The organism is Halapricum desulfuricans (assembly GCF_017094465.1).
Lineage (GTDB): Archaea > Halobacteriota > Halobacteria > Halobacteriales > Haloarculaceae > Halapricum.
Genome location: NZ_CP064791.1, coordinates 2,369,923 through 2,392,525, shown reverse-complemented (window position 1 = coordinate 2,392,525; position 22,603 = coordinate 2,369,923). Strand labels below are relative to the sequence as shown.

22 protein-coding genes and 1 tRNA gene are annotated in these 22,603 nt (G+C 66.2%); 11 read left to right on the top strand and 12 right to left on the bottom strand.

The genetic code is table 11. The features are described from left to right. The first annotated feature begins 85 nt into the window (after positions 1 to 85). The 3 genes from HSEST_RS12190 to HSEST_RS12180 all read left to right on the top strand — a co-directional run bounded on the left by HSEST_RS12190 (position 86) and on the right by HSEST_RS12180 (position 2,791). Entirely contained in the window at positions 86 to 757 is a 672-nt protein-coding gene (locus HSEST_RS12190) for a DUF7119 family protein (protein WP_229121201.1), read from the top strand. Between the two features lie 100 nt (positions 758 to 857). Further along, a tRNA-Lys gene (locus HSEST_RS12185) sits at positions 858 to 931 on the top strand. 114 nt (positions 932 to 1,045) lie between these two features. After that, complete coding sequence (locus tag HSEST_RS12180) at positions 1,046 to 2,791, top strand: excinuclease ABC subunit C (protein ID WP_229121200.1); 1,746 nt, start codon at positions 1,046 to 1,048, stop codon at positions 2,789 to 2,791. Positions 2,792 to 2,974: 183 nt separating this feature from the next. Here HSEST_RS12180 and purH read toward each other — a convergent pair whose 3' ends face one another. Further along, positions 2,975 to 4,555 carry a bifunctional phosphoribosylaminoimidazolecarboxamide formyltransferase/IMP cyclohydrolase gene (gene purH / locus HSEST_RS12175; RefSeq protein ID WP_229121199.1) on the bottom strand — a complete coding sequence of 527 codons (1,581 nt, stop codon included), beginning with the start codon at positions 4,553 to 4,555 and terminating at the stop codon, positions 2,975 to 2,977. Positions 4,556 to 4,650: 95 nt separating this feature from the next. Here purH and purB point away from each other — a divergent pair, with 95 nt between their 5' ends. After that, positions 4,651 to 6,039: an adenylosuccinate lyase gene (gene purB / locus HSEST_RS12170; RefSeq protein WP_229121198.1), complete on the top strand. Its 1,389-nt coding sequence runs from the start codon at positions 4,651 to 4,653 to the stop codon at positions 6,037 to 6,039. A gap of 78 nt (positions 6,040 to 6,117) precedes the next feature. Next, a complete protein-coding gene (locus tag HSEST_RS12165) occupies positions 6,118 to 6,636 on the top strand; it encodes an Hsp20/alpha crystallin family protein (RefSeq protein WP_229121197.1) in 519 nt (172 codons plus the stop codon). Between the two features lie 14 nt (positions 6,637 to 6,650). Here the strand turns inward: HSEST_RS12165 and HSEST_RS12160 are convergent, their stop codons facing one another. Together HSEST_RS12160 and HSEST_RS12155 are read right to left on the bottom strand one after the other, a co-directional pair. Beyond that, positions 6,651 to 7,247 (bottom strand): NUDIX hydrolase, encoded by a 597-nt coding sequence (locus HSEST_RS12160; protein WP_229121196.1) that lies wholly within the window; start codon positions 7,245 to 7,247, stop codon positions 6,651 to 6,653. Positions 7,248 to 7,303: 56 nt separating this feature from the next. Next, entirely contained in the window at positions 7,304 to 7,768 is a 465-nt protein-coding gene (locus HSEST_RS12155) for a DUF7109 family protein (RefSeq protein WP_229121195.1), read from the bottom strand. Between the two features lie 51 nt (positions 7,769 to 7,819). On the opposite strand from HSEST_RS12155, the gene HSEST_RS12150 reads away from it, so the two are divergent. Beyond that, positions 7,820 to 8,353, top strand: coding sequence for a DUF192 domain-containing protein (locus HSEST_RS12150; protein ID WP_229121194.1), 534 nt, complete (start codon positions 7,820 to 7,822; stop codon positions 8,351 to 8,353). Between the two features lies 1 nt (position 8,354). Here the strand turns inward: HSEST_RS12150 and HSEST_RS12145 are convergent, their stop codons facing one another. Both HSEST_RS12145 and HSEST_RS12140 read right to left on the bottom strand, forming a co-directional pair. Next, on the bottom strand, positions 8,355 to 9,449 hold the full coding sequence (locus HSEST_RS12145) for a glycosyl transferase family 2 (RefSeq protein WP_229121193.1): 1,095 nt from the start codon (positions 9,447 to 9,449) through the stop codon (positions 8,355 to 8,357). Positions 9,450 to 9,504: 55 nt separating this feature from the next. Continuing rightward, on the bottom strand, positions 9,505 to 10,677 hold the full coding sequence (locus HSEST_RS12140) for an MFS transporter (RefSeq protein WP_229121192.1): 1,173 nt from the start codon (positions 10,675 to 10,677) through the stop codon (positions 9,505 to 9,507). A gap of 96 nt (positions 10,678 to 10,773) precedes the next feature. Between HSEST_RS12140 and HSEST_RS12135 the strand changes: the two genes are divergently transcribed. After that, complete coding sequence (locus HSEST_RS12135; protein WP_229121191.1) at positions 10,774 to 10,944, top strand: HVO_0758 family zinc finger protein; 171 nt, start codon at positions 10,774 to 10,776, stop codon at positions 10,942 to 10,944. Between the two features lie 4 nt (positions 10,945 to 10,948). Here the strand turns inward: HSEST_RS12135 and HSEST_RS12130 are convergent, their stop codons facing one another. The 3 genes from HSEST_RS12130 to lrp form a co-directional block, all read right to left on the bottom strand. After that, positions 10,949 to 12,025, bottom strand: a complete 1,077-nt coding sequence (locus HSEST_RS12130) for an aldo/keto reductase (RefSeq protein WP_229121190.1) — start codon at positions 12,023 to 12,025, stop codon at positions 10,949 to 10,951. Between the two features lie 69 nt (positions 12,026 to 12,094). Next, on the bottom strand, positions 12,095 to 13,252 hold the full coding sequence (locus tag HSEST_RS12125; RefSeq protein ID WP_229121189.1) for a DHH family phosphoesterase: 1,158 nt from the start codon (positions 13,250 to 13,252) through the stop codon (positions 12,095 to 12,097). 102 nt (positions 13,253 to 13,354) lie between these two features. Further along, the gene (lrp, locus tag HSEST_RS12120) at positions 13,355 to 13,810 is read right to left on the bottom strand and encodes an HTH-type transcriptional regulator Lrp (protein ID WP_229121188.1); all 456 of its coding nucleotides are present in this window, start codon (positions 13,808 to 13,810) and stop codon (positions 13,355 to 13,357) included. Positions 13,811 to 13,938: 128 nt separating this feature from the next. Between lrp and glnA the strand changes: the two genes are divergently transcribed. Next, positions 13,939 to 15,300 (top strand): type I glutamate--ammonia ligase, encoded by a 1,362-nt coding sequence (gene glnA / locus HSEST_RS12115; protein WP_229121187.1) that lies wholly within the window; start codon positions 13,939 to 13,941, stop codon positions 15,298 to 15,300. A 9-nt stretch (positions 15,301 to 15,309) separates the two neighbouring features. On the opposite strand, the gene HSEST_RS12110 is transcribed toward glnA, so the two are convergent. Together HSEST_RS12110 and HSEST_RS12105 are read right to left on the bottom strand one after the other, a co-directional pair. Beyond that, on the bottom strand, positions 15,310 to 16,215 hold the full coding sequence (locus HSEST_RS12110; RefSeq protein ID WP_229121186.1) for a phosphatase PAP2 family protein: 906 nt from the start codon (positions 16,213 to 16,215) through the stop codon (positions 15,310 to 15,312). Positions 16,216 to 16,217: 2 nt separating this feature from the next. After that, complete coding sequence (locus tag HSEST_RS12105) at positions 16,218 to 17,468, bottom strand: YihY/virulence factor BrkB family protein (RefSeq protein WP_229121185.1); 1,251 nt, start codon at positions 17,466 to 17,468, stop codon at positions 16,218 to 16,220. 81 nt (positions 17,469 to 17,549) lie between these two features. Here HSEST_RS12105 and HSEST_RS12100 point away from each other — a divergent pair, with 81 nt between their 5' ends. Next, entirely contained in the window at positions 17,550 to 17,936 is a 387-nt protein-coding gene (locus HSEST_RS12100) for a hypothetical protein (protein ID WP_229121184.1), read from the top strand. A gap of 6 nt (positions 17,937 to 17,942) precedes the next feature. Here the strand turns inward: HSEST_RS12100 and HSEST_RS12095 are convergent, their stop codons facing one another. Continuing rightward, positions 17,943 to 19,052, bottom strand: a complete 1,110-nt coding sequence (locus HSEST_RS12095) for a tRNA (guanine(26)-N(2))-dimethyltransferase (RefSeq protein ID WP_229121183.1) — start codon at positions 19,050 to 19,052, stop codon at positions 17,943 to 17,945. A 163-nt stretch (positions 19,053 to 19,215) separates the two neighbouring features. Here HSEST_RS12095 and HSEST_RS12090 point away from each other — a divergent pair, with 163 nt between their 5' ends. Next, positions 19,216 to 20,019 (top strand): DUF7537 family lipoprotein, encoded by an 804-nt coding sequence (locus HSEST_RS12090; protein ID WP_229121182.1) that lies wholly within the window; start codon positions 19,216 to 19,218, stop codon positions 20,017 to 20,019. Between the two features lie 75 nt (positions 20,020 to 20,094). Further along, the gene (locus HSEST_RS12085) at positions 20,095 to 20,442 is read left to right on the top strand and encodes a hypothetical protein (RefSeq protein ID WP_229121181.1); all 348 of its coding nucleotides are present in this window, start codon (positions 20,095 to 20,097) and stop codon (positions 20,440 to 20,442) included. A 310-nt stretch (positions 20,443 to 20,752) separates the two neighbouring features. Here the strand turns inward: HSEST_RS12085 and HSEST_RS12080 are convergent, their stop codons facing one another. Continuing rightward, the gene (locus HSEST_RS12080) at positions 20,753 to 22,603 is read right to left on the bottom strand and encodes a PAS domain-containing protein (RefSeq protein WP_229121180.1); all 1,851 of its coding nucleotides are present in this window, start codon (positions 22,601 to 22,603) and stop codon (positions 20,753 to 20,755) included.

Below are 22,603 nucleotides of genomic sequence, written 5' to 3'. Positions count from 1 at the left end.
GAGATGACGGCACGGACGCGATGACACCGTCCAGAAATCGCCGGCGACGAGAGACTTTTCCGCGGTGACTCCTTTTCGAGGAGTAATGCCGTCGGAGGGACCAGAGCCGCCAGTCGATCGCGAGTCGCCAGTCGGGGAGCCAGTCATCCGGGGCGATCCGGAGCTGACGGGACAGCAGCCTGACGAGGCGGTCCAGTTCGATCCCGACGATTCCGAGAGCGTCGCCAAAGCCGCCGAGACGGTCGCGTCGTTCGCCGACAACACCGCGGGGGACGCCGATAACGTCTACGTGTTGCGGGGCGCGGCCGCCTGTGCGGCGCTGGTCCGTGGCGAGGGGTCCTACAAGGCCGCGGCCGAGCGCGCCGGCGCGGGCGTGACGGTCGCGTTCATCCGCAAGTGGTCGCGCGTCCACGATCTCCCGGAGGCGATCCGCCGGTACGTCGCCCGCGGTGAGATCGCACCGACGGCCGCGAAACACATCGCTCGCGTCTCCGGGACGGCACGTTATCTGCTGGCCTGGGTGGCGCTCGATCACGATTTGACTGTTCGGGAAATCCGATCGATCGCCAGCCGGATCAACGACGGCGACAGCGTTGCCGAGGCACTCGAGGCCGAAACCGGATCCCGACTCGGGCAACTGACGATCGATCTGCCGGTCGATGCGTACCTCTGCCTCCGCCGACAGGCGTCGCTGGCGAACGCCGAACCCGGGGAGTTCCTGGCCGACGCCATCGAGTACGACGACCCAGCGTGTTGACTGGCGTTGGTTCGACTGCCCGCTATCGGATGGCCGATCCGGAATCGATGCGACGACCAACCGTAAGGTCTTAAGCGGTCACCGTCTGACCTGTGAGTGAGGGCCGGTAGCTCAGTTAGGCAGAGCGTCTGGCTTTTAACCAGACGGTCATGGGTTCAATTCCCATCCGGCCCGCTTCTGGGAACGACAGTGAGCAGTGACAACGCAGATCTGAATTCAGCCCTGTCGGGTCGTGACCTGCTGAGCCCAGCGTCACGTTCAAATCGTCGCTACCGCTAGGGACTGGCGATGGATGCCGATGCAGTGCGCGAGCGATCGGGTGCCCTCCCTCGTGAACCCGGTGTCTACCGGTTTCTCGACGGCGAGAGCGACGACGCCACGGTGCTGTACGTCGGCAAGGCCGTCGACCTCCGCGATCGGGTGCGCTCGTACGCCGATCCCAGAGGCGAGCGTATCCGGAAGATGGTAACGCGGGCTGAAACTGTGGATACGGTTGTCACTGACACCGAAACGCAGGCGCTACTGCTCGAGGCCAACCTGATCAAGCGCCATCAGCCCCGCTATAATGTCCGGCTCAAAGACGACAAGTCCTACCCGCTGGTACAGTTGACCGACCACCCAGTCCCGCGGATCGAAATCACTCGCGACCCCGACGAGAACGCGACCGTCTACGGCCCCTTCACCGACAAAGGCCGCCTGGAGACGGTCCGCAAGGCGATCCGCGAGACCTACGGCCTGCGCGGCTGTTCCGATCACAAGTATCACAATCGCGATCGGCCCTGCCTGGATTACGACATGGGGCTGTGTACCGCCCCCTGTACCGGCGAAATCAGCGAGGAGGCGTACCGCGAGGATTGCGAGGCAGTCCGGCGATTCTTCGAGGGCGAGACGGGCGTCGTCGCCGACCCGCTTCGCCGGGAGATGGAGGCCGCGGCACAGAACCGGGAGTTCGAACGCGCTGGGAACCTCCGGGACCGGCTTGAGGCTGTCGAGTCCCTGCACAGGTCCGGGAGCGACGCGGTCGCAGACCCCGGCGAGAGCGAGCGCGCCGTCGACGTTCTCGGGGTCGCTATCGAGGGCGAACGGGCGACTGTCGCCCGCCTGCGGAGTTCGGACGGCTCGCTGGTCGAGCGCGAACGCCACCGGCTGGACGCCCCCGAGGGCGAGCACGCCGGAGCGGTGCTGGGGGCGTTCGTGGCCCAGTACTACGCCGAGCGCGAGATGCCCGACGCCCTGTTGCTCTCGGATCGACCCGACGACGAGGAACTGCTGGCGTGGCTCGACGGCGAGGGCGTCGACGTCCGTGTGCCGGGCGCGGGCCGGGAGGCGACGCTGGTCGAGCTAGCCCTGAAAAACGCACGCAGGCAGGGCGGCGACCGCGACGAGACGCGGGCCCTGGCCGACGCGCTCGGAATCGAGAGTGCCGACCGGATCGAGGGGTTCGACGTGAGCCACGCCCAAGGCAGTGACGTGGTCGGCAGCGACGTGGCCTTCGTCGATGGCTCCCCCGAGAAGGCCGACTACCGCCGGAAGGGACTCCCGGAGCGCAACGACGACTACGCCAACATGCGGACGCTGGTCCGCTGGCGGGCCGAACGCGCCGTCGAGGGCCGGGACGACCGTCCGGATCCGGATCTCCTGTTGATCGACGGCGGCGAGGGGCAACTCGGGGCCGCGCGGGACGCGCTGGCCGAGACCAGCTGGGACGTGCCCGTCGTCGCTCTCGCGAAGGCCGAGGAGCTCGTCGTGACGCCCGACGGCGTCGAGAACTGGCCTGACGACGCTCCCCACTTGCATCTCCTCCAGCGCGTCCGGGACGAGGCCCATCGTTTCGCCGTCCAGTACCACCAGTCGCTCCGGGACGACGTTTCGACCCCGCTGGATGCGGTCCCCGGTGTCGGTCCCGAGACCCGCAAGCGACTGCTCCGACACTTCGGCAGCGTCGAAGCGATCCGGGAGGCGAGTCGGGACGCTCTCCAGTCCGTCGAGGGCGTCGGCGAGGCGACCGCGGAATCGATCGAGCGCCAGCTGTAACGCTCTGGCGCTCGTTTTCGGGCGTCCGACATTCCCTCGCTAGCGCTCAGTCATGTCGGAAACACTGCGTCAGCGAAGCTGCCGCAAGCTTCCGGCACTCACTCGGCTTCGCCTCAATCGTGCCGGAAACACCGAAAACTCGCTTCGCTCGTTTTCGAGCGTCCGACATTCCCTCGCTAGCGCTCAGTCATGTCGGAAACACCGCGTCCCGGTCATGACCATCGTCATCCCGAGTTCGTCGGCCTTCTCGATCACGTCGTCGTCGTTGACCGACCCGCCGGGCTGGATGACCGCCTCGATGCCGGCCTCGGCGGCCGCCTCGATCCCGTCCGGGAACGGGAAGAAGGCATCAGAGGCCATCACCCCGCCGTCGGCGTCCTTGCCCTCGGCGTCGCTGTCGGCTTTCATCTTCGCGATCTCGACGGCGTCGACCCGCGAGACCTGGCCCGCGCCGACGCCGACGGTCTCGGTGCCTTTCGCGAAGAGGATCGCGTTGGATTTGACGTGTTTGATCGTCTGCCAGGCGAAGAGCATCGACTCGATCTGCTCGTCTGTCGGAACCCGGTCGGTGACGACCTCCAGATCCTCGCGGTCGAGACGCTGTCGATCCCGCTGTTGGATCAGTCGTCCGCCGACCAGGTCCTTCTCGGTCAGCGTCTCGGTGGTCTCGAACTGCTCGCTCACGTCGAGTACTCGGAGGTTGTCCTTCTCGAAGAGGACTTCCAGGGCCTCCTCTGTATAGCCCGGCGCGACGACGACCTCTTTGAACGACTCGATGATCTGCTCGGCGGTGGCGGCGTCACACTCGCGATTGAGGGCCACGATTCCGCCGAAGGCGCTCTTGGGATCGGTCGACAGGGCGTCGGCGTACGCCTGCGAGATCGAGTCGGCGACCGCCGCACCCGCGGGGTTGGTGTGTTTGATGACCGCACACGCCGGTTTCTCGAACTCCTTGACGATGTTCAGGGCGGCGTCGGCGTCGTTGTAGTTGTTGTAGCCCATCCCCTTCGCGCCCTCGTTGAGCTGGGGGGCCGAGACGACGCTGGCTTCCTCGCAAGTGGTGTCGGCGTACAGCGCGGCGTCCTGGTGTGGGTTCTCGCCGTATCGCAGGCTCTCGACTCGGTCTTCGCTGGTGACGCGTCGTGCCGGGAACTCCCCTCCTTCGTCGCCCTCGACGTGCACGACGTTGTTCTCGTTGTCGACAGTCGCCCGATCCTCGGCGAACCACTTCACTGCGCGGGGATAGGCTTTGAACTCGCCCTGATAGAGGACGCGCTCTTTGAGGTCCTCGACGTCGTCGCCCTCGAAGACCGGGATCGGTTCCTGTGTGACGATCGGGCCGCCGTCGACGGTTTCGTCGACGACGTGGACCGTACAGCCGGTCTGTTTGACGCCCGCGTCCAGTACCTGCTCGTGCGCGTCCATTCCGGGGAAGGCGGGCAACAGCGAGGGGTGGACGTTGAGGATCGTCGGCTGGCCGTCGACGAACGCCTCGGTCAGCACGCGCATGTACCCGTCCAGACAGACGAGATCGACGTCGTACTCGGCCAGCGCCTCCTCGACGCGCCGTTCGTGCTCGCGACGGCTCTCGTCGTCGGCCCGCGGGACGACTTCCGTCGGGATGTCGCGTTCGGCTGCTTTCTCCAAGACAGGAGCGCCTTCCTCGTTGGTGAGGACGACGGCGAACTCCGCGCCGCCCGGCGATCGATCGGCGATGTTCAGCAGGTTGCGGCCCCGATTCGAGGCCATACCGGCGAGTTTCATATCTGCAGGCGCGCGGGCAGCGCGCAAAGTAGTTGCGGAATCGACACCGATCGGTCTTCGGCAATCTTTTGCGCTCGCTCCCGGGAGACGTATCTATGACAGATCGGTCCACACTCCAGGCTGTCTCGCCGCTGGACGGCCGGTACGCCCGATACACGGAACCGCTCGTCCCCTACGCCAGCGAACAGGCGCTTTTGGGCGCCCGCCTCGAGGTCGAGGTCGAGTATCTGATCGCGCTGAGTGATCTCGACGTAACGCCCTTCGAGATCGACGCCGAGCAGCGCACGCAACTCCGCGCACTCTACGAGGACTTCGACGAGGAAGACGCCGAGATCGTCAAGCGGATCGAGACGACCGGCTACAAGGACTACAGCGCGACCAACCACGACGTCAAGGCCGTCGAGTACTTCGTCCGCGAGGGGCTACCCGAGGGGCTCGACGTTGCCAACTGGATCCACTTCGGGCTGACCAGCGAGGACGCCAACAACCTCGCGTACCGACTGCTGGTCAAGCCGGCCGTCGAGGACGTGCTCGTGCCACAACTCCGGGCGGTCCGGGACGCTCTCGTCGAGTTGGCCCAAAAGCACCGCGACCTGCCGATGCTCGCTCGCACCCATGGCCAGCCCGCGACGCCAACGACCTTCGGCAAGGAGATGGCCGTCTACGCCTCACGACTCGGTCGGGCGATCGCCCGGATCGAGCGAGCCACGGGCGACCTCTCGGGCAAACTGGCCGGGGCGTCGGGCACCTACGCCGCCCACCACGCCGCCTACCCCGAGGTCGACTGGCCGGCCTTTGCCGAGTCGTTCGTCGACTCGCTGGGGCTGGAGCACGAACCGCTGACGACCCAGGTCAACCCCTGTGACGACCTCCAGGCCGTCTTCGACGCGCTGCGGGGCGCGAACAACGTCCTGCTGGACCTCGATCTGGACATGTGGCTGTACGTTTCCGACCGGTATCTCGGTCAGGAAGCCACGGAAGGCGAGACCGGTTCCTCGACGATGCCCCACAAGGTCAACCCGATCGACTTCGAGAACAGCGAGGGCAACCTCTCGAAGGCCAACGCCGATCTGGTCTTCCTGGGCGATTACGTGACCAGCTCCCGCCTGCAGCGGGACCTCTCGGACTCGACGGTCAAGCGCAACATCGGCGCGGCCTTCGCTCACTGCCTGATCGGCTACGAGAAGCTCCAGCGGGGCCTGGGGAAGGTCACGCCCAACGCAGACGTCATGCGCGAGGACCTGGCGTCGAATCCCGAAATCATCGGCGAGGCCGTCCAGACGATCCTCCGGCGGGAGGGCCACGGCGACGCCTACGAGCAGGTGAAGGCCCTCACACGCGGTCAGCGCGCTTCCCTGGAGGACTTCCAGGCGCTGTTCGACGAGCTGGATGTTCCCGACTCCGTTCGCGAGGAACTGCGAACACTGACGCCTGCCGAGTACACCGGCCTCGGCGACGAACTCGTCACCGAGCAGCTCCGTTGACGCTGATTGGCACCTGCGACCCTTCTGTCCTCACCGGTGGGACACAACCCCTAAGATGCTACCGGCCAAAGTAGGGGTATGACCTCCATTCGAGACGTGGGGAAGACGATCAGCAGTGCCGTGCTCGAGAACGTCGGCCGAGCGATGGGACGCGCACAGGAACGGACGCCGCTCCCGGTCGATCTGCTGGAGAGCGACGAGGCGTATCTGGCGGTCTTCGACGCGCCCGGAGCAACCAGCAGTGACGTGCAGGTCCGCTTTACCGACCGCACGATCGAGGTGCGGATCGACCGCTTCCGGGGGGTCTACGAGGACTTCGAGATGGTGCTGCCCGGACGGGGACTGTCCCTCGATGGGTCCGTGACCCTACCCGACGATGTCGCCATCGAACCCGAGGACGCGACCGCGACGCTGCACGACAACGGGACGCTTCACGTCGAGGTCCCGAAAGCCGACGAGCAACCGGACGCGACCGAGGAGACTGTCTCCGAGACGGAAGACGAAGCCGAGACGACGGACGAAGAGACCGAAGCCGAGACCGAAGCCGAGACCGAAGACGACGAGACCGACTCCGAGACGGTCGACGACGAGGCGTGATCGCTACTCGCCGATCACGTCAGTAGATCCCCGGGGCTGGTCGCGCAGTCGGACTGTGAGGGTGGCTGCCAGTCGGCCACGAGTTCCAGGAACTGTACGAGGATGTTCGCCGTCGCGCCCCAGACGGTGTAGCCGTCGACGTGGAAGAAGTGGAGTTGGATGTCCCCGTAACGGGGGTGCTCGCGACACTCGCTTTCGTGGTTGTCCCGATCGAGAAGCTCCGAGAGCGGCAAGGCCGTGATCTCCGCGACCTCGCCGTCGTTGGGCGTGTACGACCGGTCGGGGATCGTCCCGACGAACGGTCGGATGACGTATTCCGAGACCGTCTCGAGATCGTCCAGCCGCCCGTGGAGTTGTACTTCCGGGGGTTCGAGTCCGATCTCTTCGTTGGCTTCACGGACGGCCGTCGCGACTCGATCCTCGTCTTCCGGTTCGCGTCCGCCGCCCGGGAAACTCATCTGCCCGGGATGGTCTTTGAGGTGCTCGGCACGCTTGGTGAAGAGGAGATGTGGGCCTGCCGACCGGTCGATCACCGGGAGCAACACCGACGCTTCCCGTGCGTCGCCGTCGAGTTCGGTGGGTTCGTACTCGCGGATCGCTCCCAGGTCCATATCGATACACGAACGCGAGCGGTAATAACTCACCCGCCTTTCGACATCTGCGATGTTCATTCGAGTGCGTCGTCGAGCCGTCGCCGCGCGTCCGCAAGCTCGACCGGCGCCCAGACTTCCAGTTCGTAGCTCACGTCCAGCAGTCGCTCGATGCGCTCGCGCTCGCCGGCCTCGATGGCACCCGCGGCGTCGGCGCGAAACCGCTCCTGTGCCGCCCCCGCCAGTCGATCGTCGTCGATCGCCCGGGACTCGACGTCGAGGATGTGCGGGAGATCGGTGGCGCCCTCGGGCAGTTCGGGGAACGCGACCGGCCCGGGAACCAACAAGGTCCCTTCGTCGCGCTCGACTTCGAGTAGGTGGTAGCCGTCGACGGCACCGTCGATCGCGTCGTCGAAGCTCGCGGGTTCGCGGTCCACGCCTTGCTTGTACGCGAGCTCGACGCAGGCCCGCCGTAGCGTCGGCCGATCGACTGCGCCGAACAGATCGGCGATCCCGGCGAGTTCGTCCGACGAGAACTCCATGCGTGGTAGAGCGGCCGCCGCCGTCTTCACCCTGGCGGTCGAACGCCCCCCATGGATCGCCGAACGTATCTCCGGATCGCAGGCGGTGGCGTCGCCGCACTGGCCGGCTGTGTCGGTCGCGAGCCCGACCGGCCCCTATCCACGGGGACGACCGCCGGATCGCGACCGACGAGCGACCGATCGACGATCCACGAGAGCTACGAGACGACGCAGGTCCGCGTCTCGACGCCCACTGGTAAACTCCTCGGGACGGTGACGGCAGCCGTTGCGGACACCCACGACCTCCGATACCGGGGCCTCAGCGACACCGAGGCGCTGCCGGGCGATCGCGGCATGCTCTTTGTCTTCGACTCTACCGCGGACCGATCGTTCGTCATGCGGGAGATGGACTTCGGGATCGATATCGTCTACGCCAACGGTGACGGGACGATCACGACGATTCACCACGCGCCCGCGCCAGGGCCTGACGAAGACGGAAGTGACCAGCACTATCCCGGTCGCGGACAGTACGTCCTCGAAGTCCTGTACGGGTGGGCGACCGACCGTGGCGTCAAAACTGGCGACCAGCTGTCGTTCGAACTGTGAATCACTCGACCGCGTTCAGCCCCGCTCGCGAGCGCTCTCGGACAGTTTCGGGCGAGATCGGCGCGTCCGTCCAGGCCGGCAGTCGTGTGTCCTCCTCCGGCGGTGCGATCCGTTCGGCGTAGGCGTCGACCTGTTCGCGCTCGTCGCCTCGGTCGAACGCCAGCCCGTTGAAGGCGGCGTCGGCGCCGTACTGGTCGATCAGCGTCTCGGCGTGCTCGCGATACCTGGCAGGCAGCGTCTCGAAGTCGGGTTCGACCCCGGCGTCCTCGAGTACCCACCACAGCGCCCGGCCGACCGACCGGCACATCTCGCCCAGCCCGTCCGGACCGCTGACCGAGCGGTGATCGTGTTCGTGCTGGCCGAGATCGACCTGCGCGGTCTGCTCGAAGCCAGCGTACTCGAAAGCGCCGCCGAGCGTCCCGACCTCCAGTCCCCAGGTGCGAGGCACGCGGACCCGGCGCGCGAGGCTGGCAGTCATCGCGAACTCGCCGGCTAGCGCGTACCGGAACGCCGCCAGATACGAGAGGACCGACGCGTCGTGGGCATCCTCGAGCGTGCGGAGCAGCGGCTCGTAAAACAGCCTGTTGAGCCGGCCGTACAGCCGGTTGTTCTCCACGCGAGCGTAGTACCCCTTCGAGAACGCGAACCCGCGATCGAGCGGGAAGAGTAGCCGCGGGACGTGCGTGGGTGCGTAGCTCTTCGCGTCGGCGTCGTGGACGACGACGAACTCGCTGTCGGCGGCGGCGATCCCCAGCGCCAGCCAGACGTCCCGCCCCTTGCCGCGACGGCCGTTCAGTCCCGCCGAGTCGAGCGTTTCCGTCAACGGCGGTGCGTCACACCACAGCACCTCCAGGGACAGGTCGAACCCCTCTAGCCACGTGCGAACCTGGTCGACTCGGTCCGGATCCGAACGGAGCGCCACCAGCACGCGACCGGGCGAGACGGCTGCAAGCGTCGAGAAAACCCGCTCGGCCGCAAGGCTGGCGTGATCGCGCTCGGTCATCGGCACGACGACCGTCGCCCGGTCGGTCGGTGCCGCCGGGTCGGCCCCCTCGAAATCGTGGAGCGTCGTGATCCGCTCCTGGGCGTATTCCATTGCCGGGAGATGCGGTCCCGGGCAGGTTGAATGTTGCCCCGTGTCGCCGACGCAGTCAGGCGCGCGCTCCGGTGGGCAACCGACCTGCCCGATAGGCGATGACGAGCCCGAGCAAGACGACGGCCAGCCCGACGGCAAAGGATCGGTAGATCGAGGGGAACGAGAATCCGGCGTCGGTCAACAGCCCGACGGACCAGCTCCCGGTCGCCTGGAGCAGCATCATCGTCCCGCTGTAGACAGCGTAGGCGCTGGCGCGGTGGCGATCCGGTAGCGAGCCCAGCAGGTAGGTGTCCATCGCCGGGAAGAGGCTGTGGATCACGTAGCCCATCACCAGCGCGACCGCAACCACCCAGGCCGTGCCGAAGGGCAGCGTCAGCGCGAACACACAGAGCGCGAAGCCGGCCAGGATCGACAGCAGGAGGGGGACGATCGGGACGCGGTCGGCCAGCCAGCCCGTCACCGCGAACGCCGGGACGCCGGCCGCGAACACGCCAGTCAGTAGCAGTCGCGCGTCGCTGCCGGAGAACCCCCGGGTGCGAAGATAGCTGTCGAGGAAGTTGAACACGCCCTGCCAGACGAAGCCGCTGGCGCTGATGACGACCACGCCGGCGAGGACGATCCGCCACTGGTGGCGGACGGCCGCGAGCAGGTCCCGGTCGTCCGCACCCGCCTCGGGCAGCGGCGTCCGCCGGGTGGCGATCGCGAGGCCGACCGTCGAGAGCAGGGCCGCCGCCCCGATCGCGTGGAAGGTCGTCCGCCAGTCGCCGACGATCAGCGCGGCCGAGACGAGCAGCGAGGCCACGGCCGCGCCGATCTGGCTCGCCATCCCGTGGACGCCAAGCGCCGTGCCGACTCGACGGGGGAACAGCTCGCTCACCAGCGGGTTGGCTGCGATGAAGTACGCGCCGCTGGCGATCCCCATCAGGAACGCACCGACCATCACTTCGGTGACGCTGTCGGCCCCGGCGATGAACGCCGACGCCGCGGCCAGCACCAGCCCGGTCGAACCGACGACGTAGTGACGTGGGACCCGCGTCAGCAGATAGCCCGTCGGGATCCGCGGGAGCGCGCTGCCGAGCCACGCCAGCGTCACGGTCAGCCCGATCGTCGCGTTGGTCGTGGCGAACGCCGCCTGGAGCGGTTCGACCAGCGGCGCGAACACCACGCGGGCGAGGTTGACCAGAAAGACCAGCGTACACAGCGAGCCGAACAGCCGGCGTCGTGTCACGACCGCGCTTCGGACGGGGCGGTGTCAAAACTTGCGAACCGCCATCCGACGGCTCCCGCCCCGAGCTTTTTGAGAGTCGCTCGCATACCTCTCAGTATGGAATCTGTCAGAAAGGGGATCCGCTCGGGCGATATCGAGAAAGACACCTACGAGCGGCTCATCTGTGCCGGCTGCGACGAGGTCCTGAAATCCGAGAACGACCCCGACGAGATCGGCACTGTCCGGGTCTGTCCGGCGTGTGGTGCGGAGTGGAAGGAGGTGGGATGACCGATCACTCGAAGATCGCGTCGAACGCGTTCGCGCCTATCGGTTCGTCGGTGCCTGCCGCCAGGTTCTCTTCGACGTGTTCCGTCGATCCCATCCCGACCAGCGCGCTCGTCACGGCGGGGGCGCTCCGGGCGAAGTTGATCGCCCGCTGGGCGCGAGTCTTGCCCGCTAGCTCGGCCTCGACCCGATCGGGCATCTCCCGGGCCAGTTTCCCCTGCATGAGGCTCGCACTGGTGAAGACGTGCAGGTTGTGCTCGCTTGCGACTTCGAGTGCGCTCCGACCGTCGTGGACGGCCGCCGTGAACGCGTCGGCCATGTAGGCGTTAAACGGCAACTGGATCGCCTCGAAGTGGCTGCTCTCGTGGCCGACCGCCCCGGCCGCACGCTCGGCACGATCGATCACCTCGGGCAGCGAGAGCGAACTCCCGTCGCTCGGACCGACCCGGAAGGCGTCCCAGGTCGCGACGCCGTACGCGCCGATGTCGCCGGCTTCGGCCCGTCGCTCCAGTCGCTCGAACGTTGCCTCGATCAGGTCGTAGACGTCCGCCCGGGACCGAGCCTGTAGCTGCGTCTCGGGGTTGTGTACGTAGTACAGATCGACGCGATCGACCCCGAGATTGTCGAGCGAACGGTCGAGTTGATCGTCGATGAACGCCGGCGCCATGCAGTGCTGGCCGGCCGCCAGCTCCTCGCGGTCGACGATTCCGGGCTCGACGAACTCCCGGTAGATGTATCGACCGGGGTCGTCGGGTCGCTCGCCGTCGAACGGTAGAAAGCCGCCCTTGGTGGCCAGGAAGACGCTCTCGCGGCCGATCTCGCTATCGTCGATCGCCGCGCCCACGACGCGCTCGCTGCGCTGGTGGCGGTAGTTGATCGCCGTGTCGAGCACGTTGCTCCCCGACTCCAGGGCCGCGACGATCGCCTCCCGGTAGGCCGAATCGGCCTCGTCGGTCGGGTCGCCGAGGTACGTGCCGACGCCGATACTCGACAGCGCCAGGTCGCCGAACGGCCGGAAGTACGTCCGAGCGAAGCGCTCGTGGAAGCGGTCGCGATAGGCCCAGGTCCCCTCGTGGGTCGCCATGGGCGCGGTTGGGTCGGCACGCGCAAAAGCCGCGCGGTGGCTGCAACAACCGACGACCGGATCGCGTCGTCACTGCAGTTCGCCGGTCATCGCCTCGAAGAGCCGGTCGCGAAACTCCGGGACAGTGAGACCGTCACCGGGGCCGAGCCCCTCCATGTGCTCGATCGAGAGCTGTCCGCCGCCCATGCGGGCGTGGCCGCCGGCCTCGGCCATCGGGATATCTTTCACGGAGGCTTTCAGCGCTTTGCCCATGTGTACGCGGTCGTCCCGCGAGCGCCCCGACAGGTGGAGCGTGCCGTCGCGACGACCGAGGACGACGATCGCTGTCACGCCCTCTAACCGGAGCAGTTCCTCGGCCGCCTGCGGGATAGATTCGACGTTCCCGACGTCCCCAACGTCGCTCACGGCGAACGCGTTGCGGACCTCGCGGTTCGTGATCGCCCTGGCTTTGACTTCCAGGACTTCGGCGTTGACCTGTGGGTTGGCAACCCGGTCCAGTCGTTCCTCGTCGACACCCCGGTACAGGAAGCTGGCAGCGTCGAACTCCGCCGGCGAGCAGCCGTTCGTCAGCCGCTTCGTGTCGGACTGGATGCCATACAGCAGTCCGGTCGCGAGTGTATCCGATACGCTCGGTCCACCGTCCGTGTTATGCGGTTCCCATCCCAGTTCGTCGAAATATTCCGCGAGGATCGTCGCACACGCCCCGTACTCGGGCCGGACGTCGGTGAACTCCGCACCCGTCCCGCTACCGGGGTGGTGGTCGACGACGGCGACCGGATCGATGGCGTCCGAGCCGTGGAACCCGCGAGGCTCGTTGTGATCGACCAGGACGACGGAGTCCGCCTCCAGATCACCCGCCGTCTCGATCTGCTCGAAGTCCTGTTCGAGCACGGTCTGGAACGCACGGTTCTCCTGTCGCTGGATCTGACCGGGATACTGGACCGTCACGTCGGTGTCGACGGTCCCAGCGAGCGCCTGGACGCCCATCGCTGCGGCCATCGCGTCCGGGTCCGGGTTGGGGTGCAACAACACCGTGATCTCGTCGCGGCCGGCTAGGACGGCCCGGAATCGGGCCGCTGGCGAGCGTCGTAGCCTGAACCACCAGCCGACGGCGACGAGCGCGACGACGACCAGTACAGCACCGGCTGCTATCGCGGGGCGGCCCCCGGGCAGTGACGTGACGGCGTCGGCCTGGGCGACGGCCCCCCCAGCGACCCCGGGTGACATACCACGGAGTGGTTCGCCGACGACAATGAAGGTTCCCCCTTCCCTGCGTCCGTAGTTCCAATCGGCCGATTCGGCCGTCGACGACCCAATCAACCGGCAGTTTCACTCGGTTTCAAGATCGAACTGCTCGTGTTCCTTTGCGGCGTTGAGGACCACGCTCGTGTTCGATTCGTTGATCTCGGGGTCGGTCAGTAGTCCCTTGATCTGTTCGTTCATATCGTCGGTATCGCGGAACTTCCCGACGGCGATCACGTCGTAATCGCCGGTCACCTCGTAGACACTGACCATCTGATCGTGCTGGCGAAGCGTCTCGGTGACGTCCGGGAGCGCACTCCCTTCGACTTTCAACTGGACGATCGCTGTCACGTCGTAGCCAAGCTTGTCGTAATCGACTTTCGGCGTGTACCCCCGGATTGTTCCCTCGTCTTCCAGCGTCGAGAGATGATTGGAGACTGTCGTCACCGACACGTCGAGGTCGTCGGCGAGACTGCGTAGACTTGCCCGTCCATCCCCCAGAAGCGCATTCACCAACTTTCGATCCAGATTTTCGTACGTCATACTAGCGCACCTCGGTACCGTCCCATTAGAATTTTACGAACATGCATTTCTAGTTCGGTGTTCGAACAGAATTGCGCAAAGCAGCAGGGTTTTTATGGCAGCCCCATATCTCACACCTGTCGATAACCATGACGGGCGAACTCTCAGAGGCGGCACAGGACGTCCTCGACGAGATCGAGGACAAAGACGTAGACTTCCTGCGTCTACAGTTCACCGACATCCTCGGGACGGTCAAGAACGTTTCCGTCCCGGCGGATCAGGCCGAGAAAGCATTCACCGAAGGCATCTATTTCGACGGGTCGTCGATCGACGGCTTCGTCCGCATCCAGGAGTCGGACATGCGTCTGGTCCCGGATCCGGCCACGTTCTCCATCCTGCCATGGCGCAGCCGTGATGACATCGACGGCGGCAACAGCGCACGACTCATCTGTGACGTTCACAACACCTCGACGGGCGAGCCGTTCGCGGGCGACCCGCGTGGCGTCCTGCAGGACGCGCTCGACCGCGCCGAGGAGATGGGCTATACGGTCAACGCTGCGCCCGAACCCGAGTTCTTCCTGTTCGAGGAAGACGAGGACGGCCGCGCGACGACCGAGACTAACGACGCCGGCGGCTACTTCGATCTCGCGCCCAAGGACCTCGCCAGCGACGTGCGCCGTGACATCATCTACGGCCTGGAGGACATGGGCTTCGACATCGAGGCCTCCCACCACGAGGTCGCCGAGGGCCAACACGAGATCAACTTCGAGTACGACGACGCACTGGCGACGGCGGACAACGTCGCGACCTTCCGGTCGGTCGTCCGTGCCATCGCCGCGGAACACGATCTGCACGCTACGTTCATGCCCAAACCGATCCCGCGGATCAACGGCTCGGGGATGCACACGCACCTCTCGCTTTTCACCGACGACGGCGAGAACGCCTTCCACGACGGGGACGACGAGTTCAACCTCAGCGAGACGGCCAAGCAGTTCACCGCCGGGATCCTCGAACACGCGCCCGCGCTGGCGGCGGTCACCAACCCCACGGTCAACAGTTACAAGCGCCTGGTGCCCGGCTACGAGGCTCCCGTCTACGTCGCCTGGTCCGACCGCAACCGCTCGGCGCTGATCCGAAAGCCCGCCGCGCGGATCCCGGCGGCATCCCGCATCGAGGCACGGTTCCCCGACCCGTCGTGTAACCCGTATCTCGCCTTCGCGGCACTCATCCACGCCGGGCTCGACGGGATCGAGAACGACCTGGAGTGTCCCGACCCGGTCCGGGAGAACATCTACGAGTTCGACGAGGCAAAGCGCGAGGAGTACGGCATCGAGACGCTGCCGACCAACCTCGGCGAAGCGATCGACGAACTCGAAGACGACGAGGTCGTGCTCGAGGCGCTCGGCCCGCACATCTCCGAGAAGTTCGTCGAAGCCAAGACCGAGGAGTTCCGTGACTACCTGGTCGATGTCTCCGAGTGGGAGATCGACCGGTACCTCGAGAAGTTCTAGACGCGCTTCCTAGCCGGTTTTACTGCCGATTCTTTTCGCGACGCGCTCGCCGGTCAGTGGCATCGCGACGACCGCCAGGCCGCCGACGAACGCGACCGCCCCGGCGGTAACGGCCGTCGTCGGGACGACTTCTACGGCGATCAATAGCGGGCCGCCCGATACGATACCGGCCGTCGCGGTCGCGGCCGCCCCCTCTCGCGTCGGTGGACGTGCCATTTCGTCACCAACGGCGATCCAGCCGAGCCACGCTCCCGTAGTGACGCCCGCCACGAGGACGATATCGGACAGCGGTCCGACGACCGCGAGCCCCACCGCGGCGATCAGCGCCCCGAACCCGAACACGCGCGTGGGCGACCGGAGCCGGATCGCAACGCCGAGCACGACGACACCGAATCCGATCCCGGCGAGCACGTCGACGAGATAGTGCAATCCGAGCACCAGCCGGGACAGCGAGACGACCGCGATCAGCCCGGCGGCGACAGCGACACGCCGGCGGTGTCGGTCAGTCCGGATCGCCCAGGCCAGCCCGCCGAACGCCGTCGTCGAGCCGACGGCGTGCCCGCTGGGGAAGCCGTGACCGGTCCCCGTCGAGAGATACTCGTACAGTGGCCACAGGACTTCCGGAACCAGGGCCGTCGGCGAGGCCTGCCCGGCACCGGGCGGGCGGGGCAACTCGAACATGGGTTTGCCCACCGCCACGACGGCGAAGCCGGCCAGGAGGATCCCCGCGGCGACGGCGGCCCGTTCGCGGTCGACTGCGTCCCCGACCCGCGGGAGTCGCGGCCCGAACCAGTAGGTCGAAAGCACTAGCAGCGTCAGCAACCACACGTCGCCGAGCTGGGTAACGAGCGAGAACAGTACGACGACTGCGTCCGGCAACCCGCTCAGCCACGACTGGACGCCGAGTCCGCGCATCGCTATCGCCGGAAGTCACGGACCTTGTCTAGGAGCTTCCAGGGGACGCCGACTGTGTTGACCGTCACGCCGACCAGCAGCATCAGCGCGTACAGTCCCAGCGTCGACAGCCAGATGACGAGCATCGACGCCACTGCGACCCAGCCCGACAGGAAGTAGAAGGCCCCGAGCGTCATCACGGTCCCGTACAGCAACACGAGATACGGGCCCCAGCCGGTGGCGTGCCCGCGGCGGACGCGCTTGCGGACGTAGCGTTTGAGGTCCCGCTCGATCTCGTCGCGGTGAAGCGTCCGCTCGTCGATGCGCTCCTGGAGCGCATCGATCTCGGCCCGTAACTCCGCGACGTCGACGTCGTCCCGTCGGGACTCGTCGGTGCCATCGGCCACGTTGTCGGCCCCCGAGTCGCTCATTCGTTGTTCGGTATCTGGAAGCCGACCCTGTTGTAGTTGCCGGTCTTCGATGCTTTCGGCCCCCACGTCTCCGGCCAGCACGCCGTTGAGTACCGCCCCGAGCAACAGGACGATCCCACCGACGTAGAACCACGTCACCAGCAACAGGACCGCCCCGAGGATTCCGTACAGCACTGCGCTTCTGGCCCTGACGGCGTACACCTGAAACGCCGCGCTGAGTACCGTCCAGCCGACCGCCGCGAACACCGCCCCGGGAACCGCGTCCCGGAGCGTCATCTCGACGTCGGGGAAGATGTAGTACAGCGGGAGAAACGCGACCGTCAGGACGAACGGCAGGCCGACGACCGTCGGGATCCCGGCAGTCGAGAGACCGACGATGCCGGCAGCGACCGCCGCGAGGACGACCGCCCCGATCGCCGCTCCAACCGCTACGAGCGCGGTGACGGCGTTGCGGGCCTTGGTGAGCAGCGTCACCGACTGCTCGGTCCCGTAGACCATCGAGAAGGCGGTATCGAGCCCGCGAAACAGTTTGAGACCGCTCCAGAGCAAAATTGCGAGCCCGATGGCGGTCACGCTGCCGCGCCCGCTGGCGTTCGTCAGCGCGTTCCGGACGAGCGATTCCCCGCTCGGGGTAAGCGCGCCACTCAACTGCGTGACGACTGCCTTGGCGAGCGCATCGCCACCGACCGCCGAAGCGACCGTCAGGACCACCAGAAACAGCGGGAGCAGCGACGCGAACGCGTAGTAGGCGATCGCCGCCGCGAGCAGCGTCAGCTGCGAGTCCCGGACGACACTCAGTAGCGTCCAGCCGACGGCCACCGTTCGGTTCATTCGGTCGCGCACGTTTTCACATGCGTTCGTCCCCGGCAAATAGCTGCGGATCGGACCGAAACGCGTTTCGCCCCGTCCGAACAACGGATAGGCATGCACGATCGAATCGAGCGCGCGACCGGCGTCCTCACGTCGATCGCGCTGGTCGCTGCCGCGGCGCTGCTCGCCCCCGCGTTCGCCGGGGTCGCTCCTTCGGCTGCGCTTGCGGCCGTAGCTCTCGGCGTGACCGTGCTTGCGTTCGTCGTTCGTGAGGAGGTGCGCGCGCTCGCGCCAGCCCCCTGGCTCGGCCTGTACTTCGAGGCCGTCTGGGCCGGAGTCGCCGTGGCAACACTCGTGCTCGTCGCGTTCCTCGATGCCACGGCCGCCGAGTTACAGACGCTGGGTGCGGTCGTCGGGCTGATCGGACTGTTCAACTATCTGCTCCGTCCCGTCTACTTCACTCTCGGCAGCCTGCTCTCGCGGATCGCACGCGCCGTCTGAGCCGCGTCACTCGGTTGCGTGGACCGCCTCGCGGATCTCGGTCACGTCGGCGTCGGTCTTGAACGTCGTCCCGCCGTAGTGGGTTCGCGAGGCCTCGTAACCGGCCGATCGCAACCGTTCGAGGAAGTCGTCCATCGCGATCGCGCCCTCGCCCCAGCGCTTGGTGAGTCGATGCTGGTCGTAATGGGTCGGCGTCTCCAGCTCGACGGCCAGCCGCTCGGTCAACGCTCGCGCTTCCTCGGCGGTCCCCATCTCCTCGGTCACGTTCTCGCGGACGCCCGTGAGGAACTCGCGGTCGTGGACCGAGCCGAGCCACAGCGGGCCCGCCGTCTGGAGGTGCTCACCGCAGTGGGGACACTCGGCGGGCGGATCAGCGATCAGCCCCGCTTCGTGGGTGCGCCACAGGCAGTGCTGGCAGTGGTGGACGTGTCCGAGCTGGTCGATGGCTCCGTTGGCGACCGTTGCGCCGTCCGCCATGGCGAGGTACGTCCGGACGTAGTGGTTCGTGGCGTGGGTCATGATCGGCGTGATCGCCCGGTCGTAGCGGGCGGCGGTCCGGGCCAGCGCACCCAGCAGGATCCGGACGCCCATCTCCTGGTGGTACTCGGTGTTTCGGGGGACGGCGCTGTAGGATCGGACGCCGCTCTCGAAGTGTGCGCCACACAGCGGCGCGGTGTCGGTCGCAGTGACCGCAAGCAGATCGATCGCACTCTGAGCGGCCGCATCAGCGAAGGGAATGGGCGTCCCGAAGGGGTCCAGATCGACCACGTCGAAGCGTCGCTCGTGCATGAGCGAGTTAGCGTCCCGATTGACGACTTCGCCGTCCAGATCGTTGCGATCGAGATTCGCCCGGCAGAGTTCGACTGCCTCCTCGTCGTGGTCACTCAGTGTAACGTCCCAGCCCTCGGCGGCGGCCCGCACGCCGCGGACGCCGCTGGCGGCGGTCGCGTCCAGATACGAGTCGGCGTACTCGAAGCGCTCGCGGGCGGCTCGCAGGACGGCGACGGTCAGATCGCGGTTCAACTCCTGGACGGGGTTGTAGAAGACGCCGTCGCCGATTCCGTCCTCGGCCTGCTCGGGGACCTCGACCTCGACGTTGCCCTCCGTGACGCGCATACCGGTGCTCGCGCACCCGCGAGCAAAGTCGTTGCGCTCTGAAGCAGCGCGGCGTCCGCGTCGATGTAGTAGGCAGCCGACCTGTCGAGCCGTTGTGCTGTCGACATCGTCACACTACTCTAACCATAAAAAACATTATGTTCTTGCAGGTTGTATAGTGGGCATGACACAAAAGCTACTAGTCGCACTGCTGTTCGGGCTCGTCATCGTCTTAGCGGGCTGTTCGGGCGGTACTGGTGACGGCCCTGCGGCGTCACCGACGACCGACACGCCGGTGGATTCGGGCAATGATACTACCGACGAACCGCCGGCTACCGACGAACCGCCGACGACCGACGATCCTGACGACTGGGAACGCACGAACGCCCGGGTCGCACTGGAGTCGGCGGGCAGCTACACTAGCACCTGGGTCTGGCGATCCAACGCCGACGACGTCGAAGAGATGACGTTCACGGCCCGGGTCGACTTTACAACCGATCGCGTTCACAATACGATGCGGATCGGTGGCGAGGAGGTCACCCTCATCGACAACTACTACGCCGACGGCGTGCAGCACACTCGATTCTCCTCCAATGACGGCTCGGATGCCTCGTACTTCCAGTCCGAGTCGAGTTTCGACGACGCCGGCTCCGTCTGGGACTACGGGTTCGCCTACGACACCTCGGCCTTCGAGGAGTGGACCAATCAGGGAACCGAGACCTACGACGGCGTGACTGTCCGCCGCTACGTCTACGAGGCGACGGACCAGTACCTCGGCGGCCAGACCCCCGACTCGGAGTTCGATGTGGCCAGCGCTCGCTTCGAGTTACTCGTCGACCGTGACGGCGTCCCGCGATACCAGCTCTACGAGGTTGAGGGGACCGACAGCGATGGGACTTCACAGTGGTTCGAGTGGGAACTGACGATCTCGGACGTCGGCTCGACGACGGTCGAAGCGCCCGACTGGGTCCAGCAAGTTCGTCAGTAATCGATCCGCCGACACGCTGTCGTCCCCCGACGCCAGCACCGAAGCGTTTTGTCCCGCCCTGCCATAGTCGAGTGCGTGAACGCGGTCGAACAGTGGCGACAGGCGCTCGCCGAGGCCGGCGAAATCGATTCCGAGGTGACCGACCGCATCATCTCGGTGCATGGCTCCCGCGGCGTCCAGGCGATCGAGGCCGTCGCCGAGGGGCGAGTCAAGCAGTACAACGACTTCACGGTCGTCGTCGGCCACGACGACGAATACATCGTCGAGGACGACGGCTGTACCTGCAAGGACGCCGAGTACAACCTCGATGCCGAGGACCCGACCGAGCTGTGCTGGCACGCCCTCGCGGTGAAGATCGCCCGCGAGGTCGACGCCGTCGACGATCACGACATGTTCTACTCGGAAGTTCGGGACCTGCTCTGAGAGCGATTACCGTAGTCCAGGCAAAAATCACAGCGTGGCTCGTTCAAATATGGATTCACGACACAAAGACTACTGGTGGTCGCCAGAGCGCGGATTTATCGCACTCCTCGCCGGTGGGTCATCTACGTATTTCAACTCTGGGAGCCAATATCTATCAACCGATATCGAGACTCTCAGTTGGTTTTTCCTTTTCACGATATCTATCTATCTCGTATTCACGATCATAGCAATCGCATCTCAAGAGTATATATCCCGAGAGTGACACGCCCCCGATTCCCGACTCGTAAGCTCAGAGAGCAGACCGTTGTGTTCACTCCACGTGCGCGATGTCGACCCCGCGGAACGCGAAGCGCGTACCGCCGCCATCGCTCGGTTCGACTTCGATGTCCCAGCCGTGCGCGTCCGCGATCGCGGAGACGAGATAGATGCTGTCGCCCGCCGGTCCGCCGTCGGAGTGAGTCGGTTCGAACAGATCAGCGGGGTCGACCGCCGACCCGTCGTCCTCGATGCAAAAGCCGTCCGGCAGCGTCCCGACGCGAACGTGTCTGCTCCCGGTGGCGTCGACGATCGCCCGGAACAACATCTCGAACACTTCGAGCAGTGCGTCCCGATCGGCCGTGACGACCGCGTCGTCCTCGATAGCGAGGCTCATCCCGCCCCGGCCAGCGACGTCCCACGCCCGCTCGGCGATTCCCGAAAGCGCGATCGACTCAGTCGACCTGGTCACCGATCCCGTCCGAGCCAGCGTCAACAGCTGCGAGACGAGCCGGTTCATCCGCGAGAGCGTCTCGATCACCTCCTCGATCGCGCCGAGGTCGTCCTCGGCACGCGCCCGCTCGGCCGTTCCGAGCGCGATCTGGAGGCGGTTGCGCAGTTCGTGAGAACTCAGGGCGGCGAACTCTTCGAGGCGTTCCGACTGGGCGGTGAGTCGACGCTCCTGTTGTGCCCTGTCGAGCGCGGCCTCGACGTTCGAGGCCAGGACGTGCGCGAGCTCGACGGTGAACGGATCGAGCGTCTCGCCCCCGCTGTCGACCCCCAGCACACCGTGTTCGCCCACCGGTAGCCGCAACCCACACACCGCATCGATGTCGCCCGGCAACTCCAGTTCGCGATGCTCGTGCTCGTCGACCTCGACCGACACGAACTCCCCGGCATCCGCCCGGTAGCGCGGCGTCCGCGTCGCGGCCGTGTGCCGGAACGACTGTTCGTTCCAATCGACGCTGTCGGTTTCGGCCACCGTCCGGAGCCCGCCGTCTTCGGGATCGAACAGATCGATACGCGCCTTGGGGAGTTGCTCTATCTCCGTCGCGATCTCGACCGCTGCCTCGCCCACTTCCTGCCGCGATTCGGCGCGAACGAGCCGTCTACTCACGTCGTGGAGCGTCGCCATCGCCCGTTCCTGTTGTTTGATCGATGTGATGTCCCTGACGTTGCCGACCAGCCCGAGGAGCTGTCCGTCCTCGTCGTATCGCGGGACTTTCGTCGTCGAGATCCACCTGTCCTCGCCGCCCTCGGTGAAGTGTTCGATCTTCTCTTTGATCGGCTCTTCCGTCTCCAGCAGCCGTTGTTCCTCCTCGAACAACTTATCGGCGAGCGATCGTTCGTAAATGTCGTAATCGGTGAGCCCGATCACCTGCTGGCGGTCCAGTCCCGACGATTCGACGCTCTCGTTCTGTGTCGCGTTCACGAAGCGACTGTTCCGATCTTTGAAATAGACCTGGTTTGGGTAGTGATCGAGGAACGACTGGAACTGCGTCCCGAGCGGCTCGTTCTCGGCGACACCGGCGAGATGGCGGATCCGATCGACGAGCAACGACTGGCGCTCCGGGGGCACGCGGACGACGGTATCAGCTCCCGCCTCACACAGGTCCGTCACTGTCTCCCGCCGCTGATCGAGTGCGTACACGCCGACGGGCACGTCTTCCAGACGGTCGCGAGCGGTCGCCATCGCCTCGATGCCGTCGATCCGCTCCTCGCCGTCTCGCGGATCGTGCGCGACGAGGACGCAAGCGATCGGCTCCGCGACCGACTCGATGGCGTCGGCTCGCCCGACGGTCCGGACATCGTCGATTGCAGCCGTGAGCGCGTCCGCGATCGGCTCGAGGCGACCGTCCGGGTCGACGAGCACGACGGTACCAGGGGCTTCCGAATCCGGGGGCAT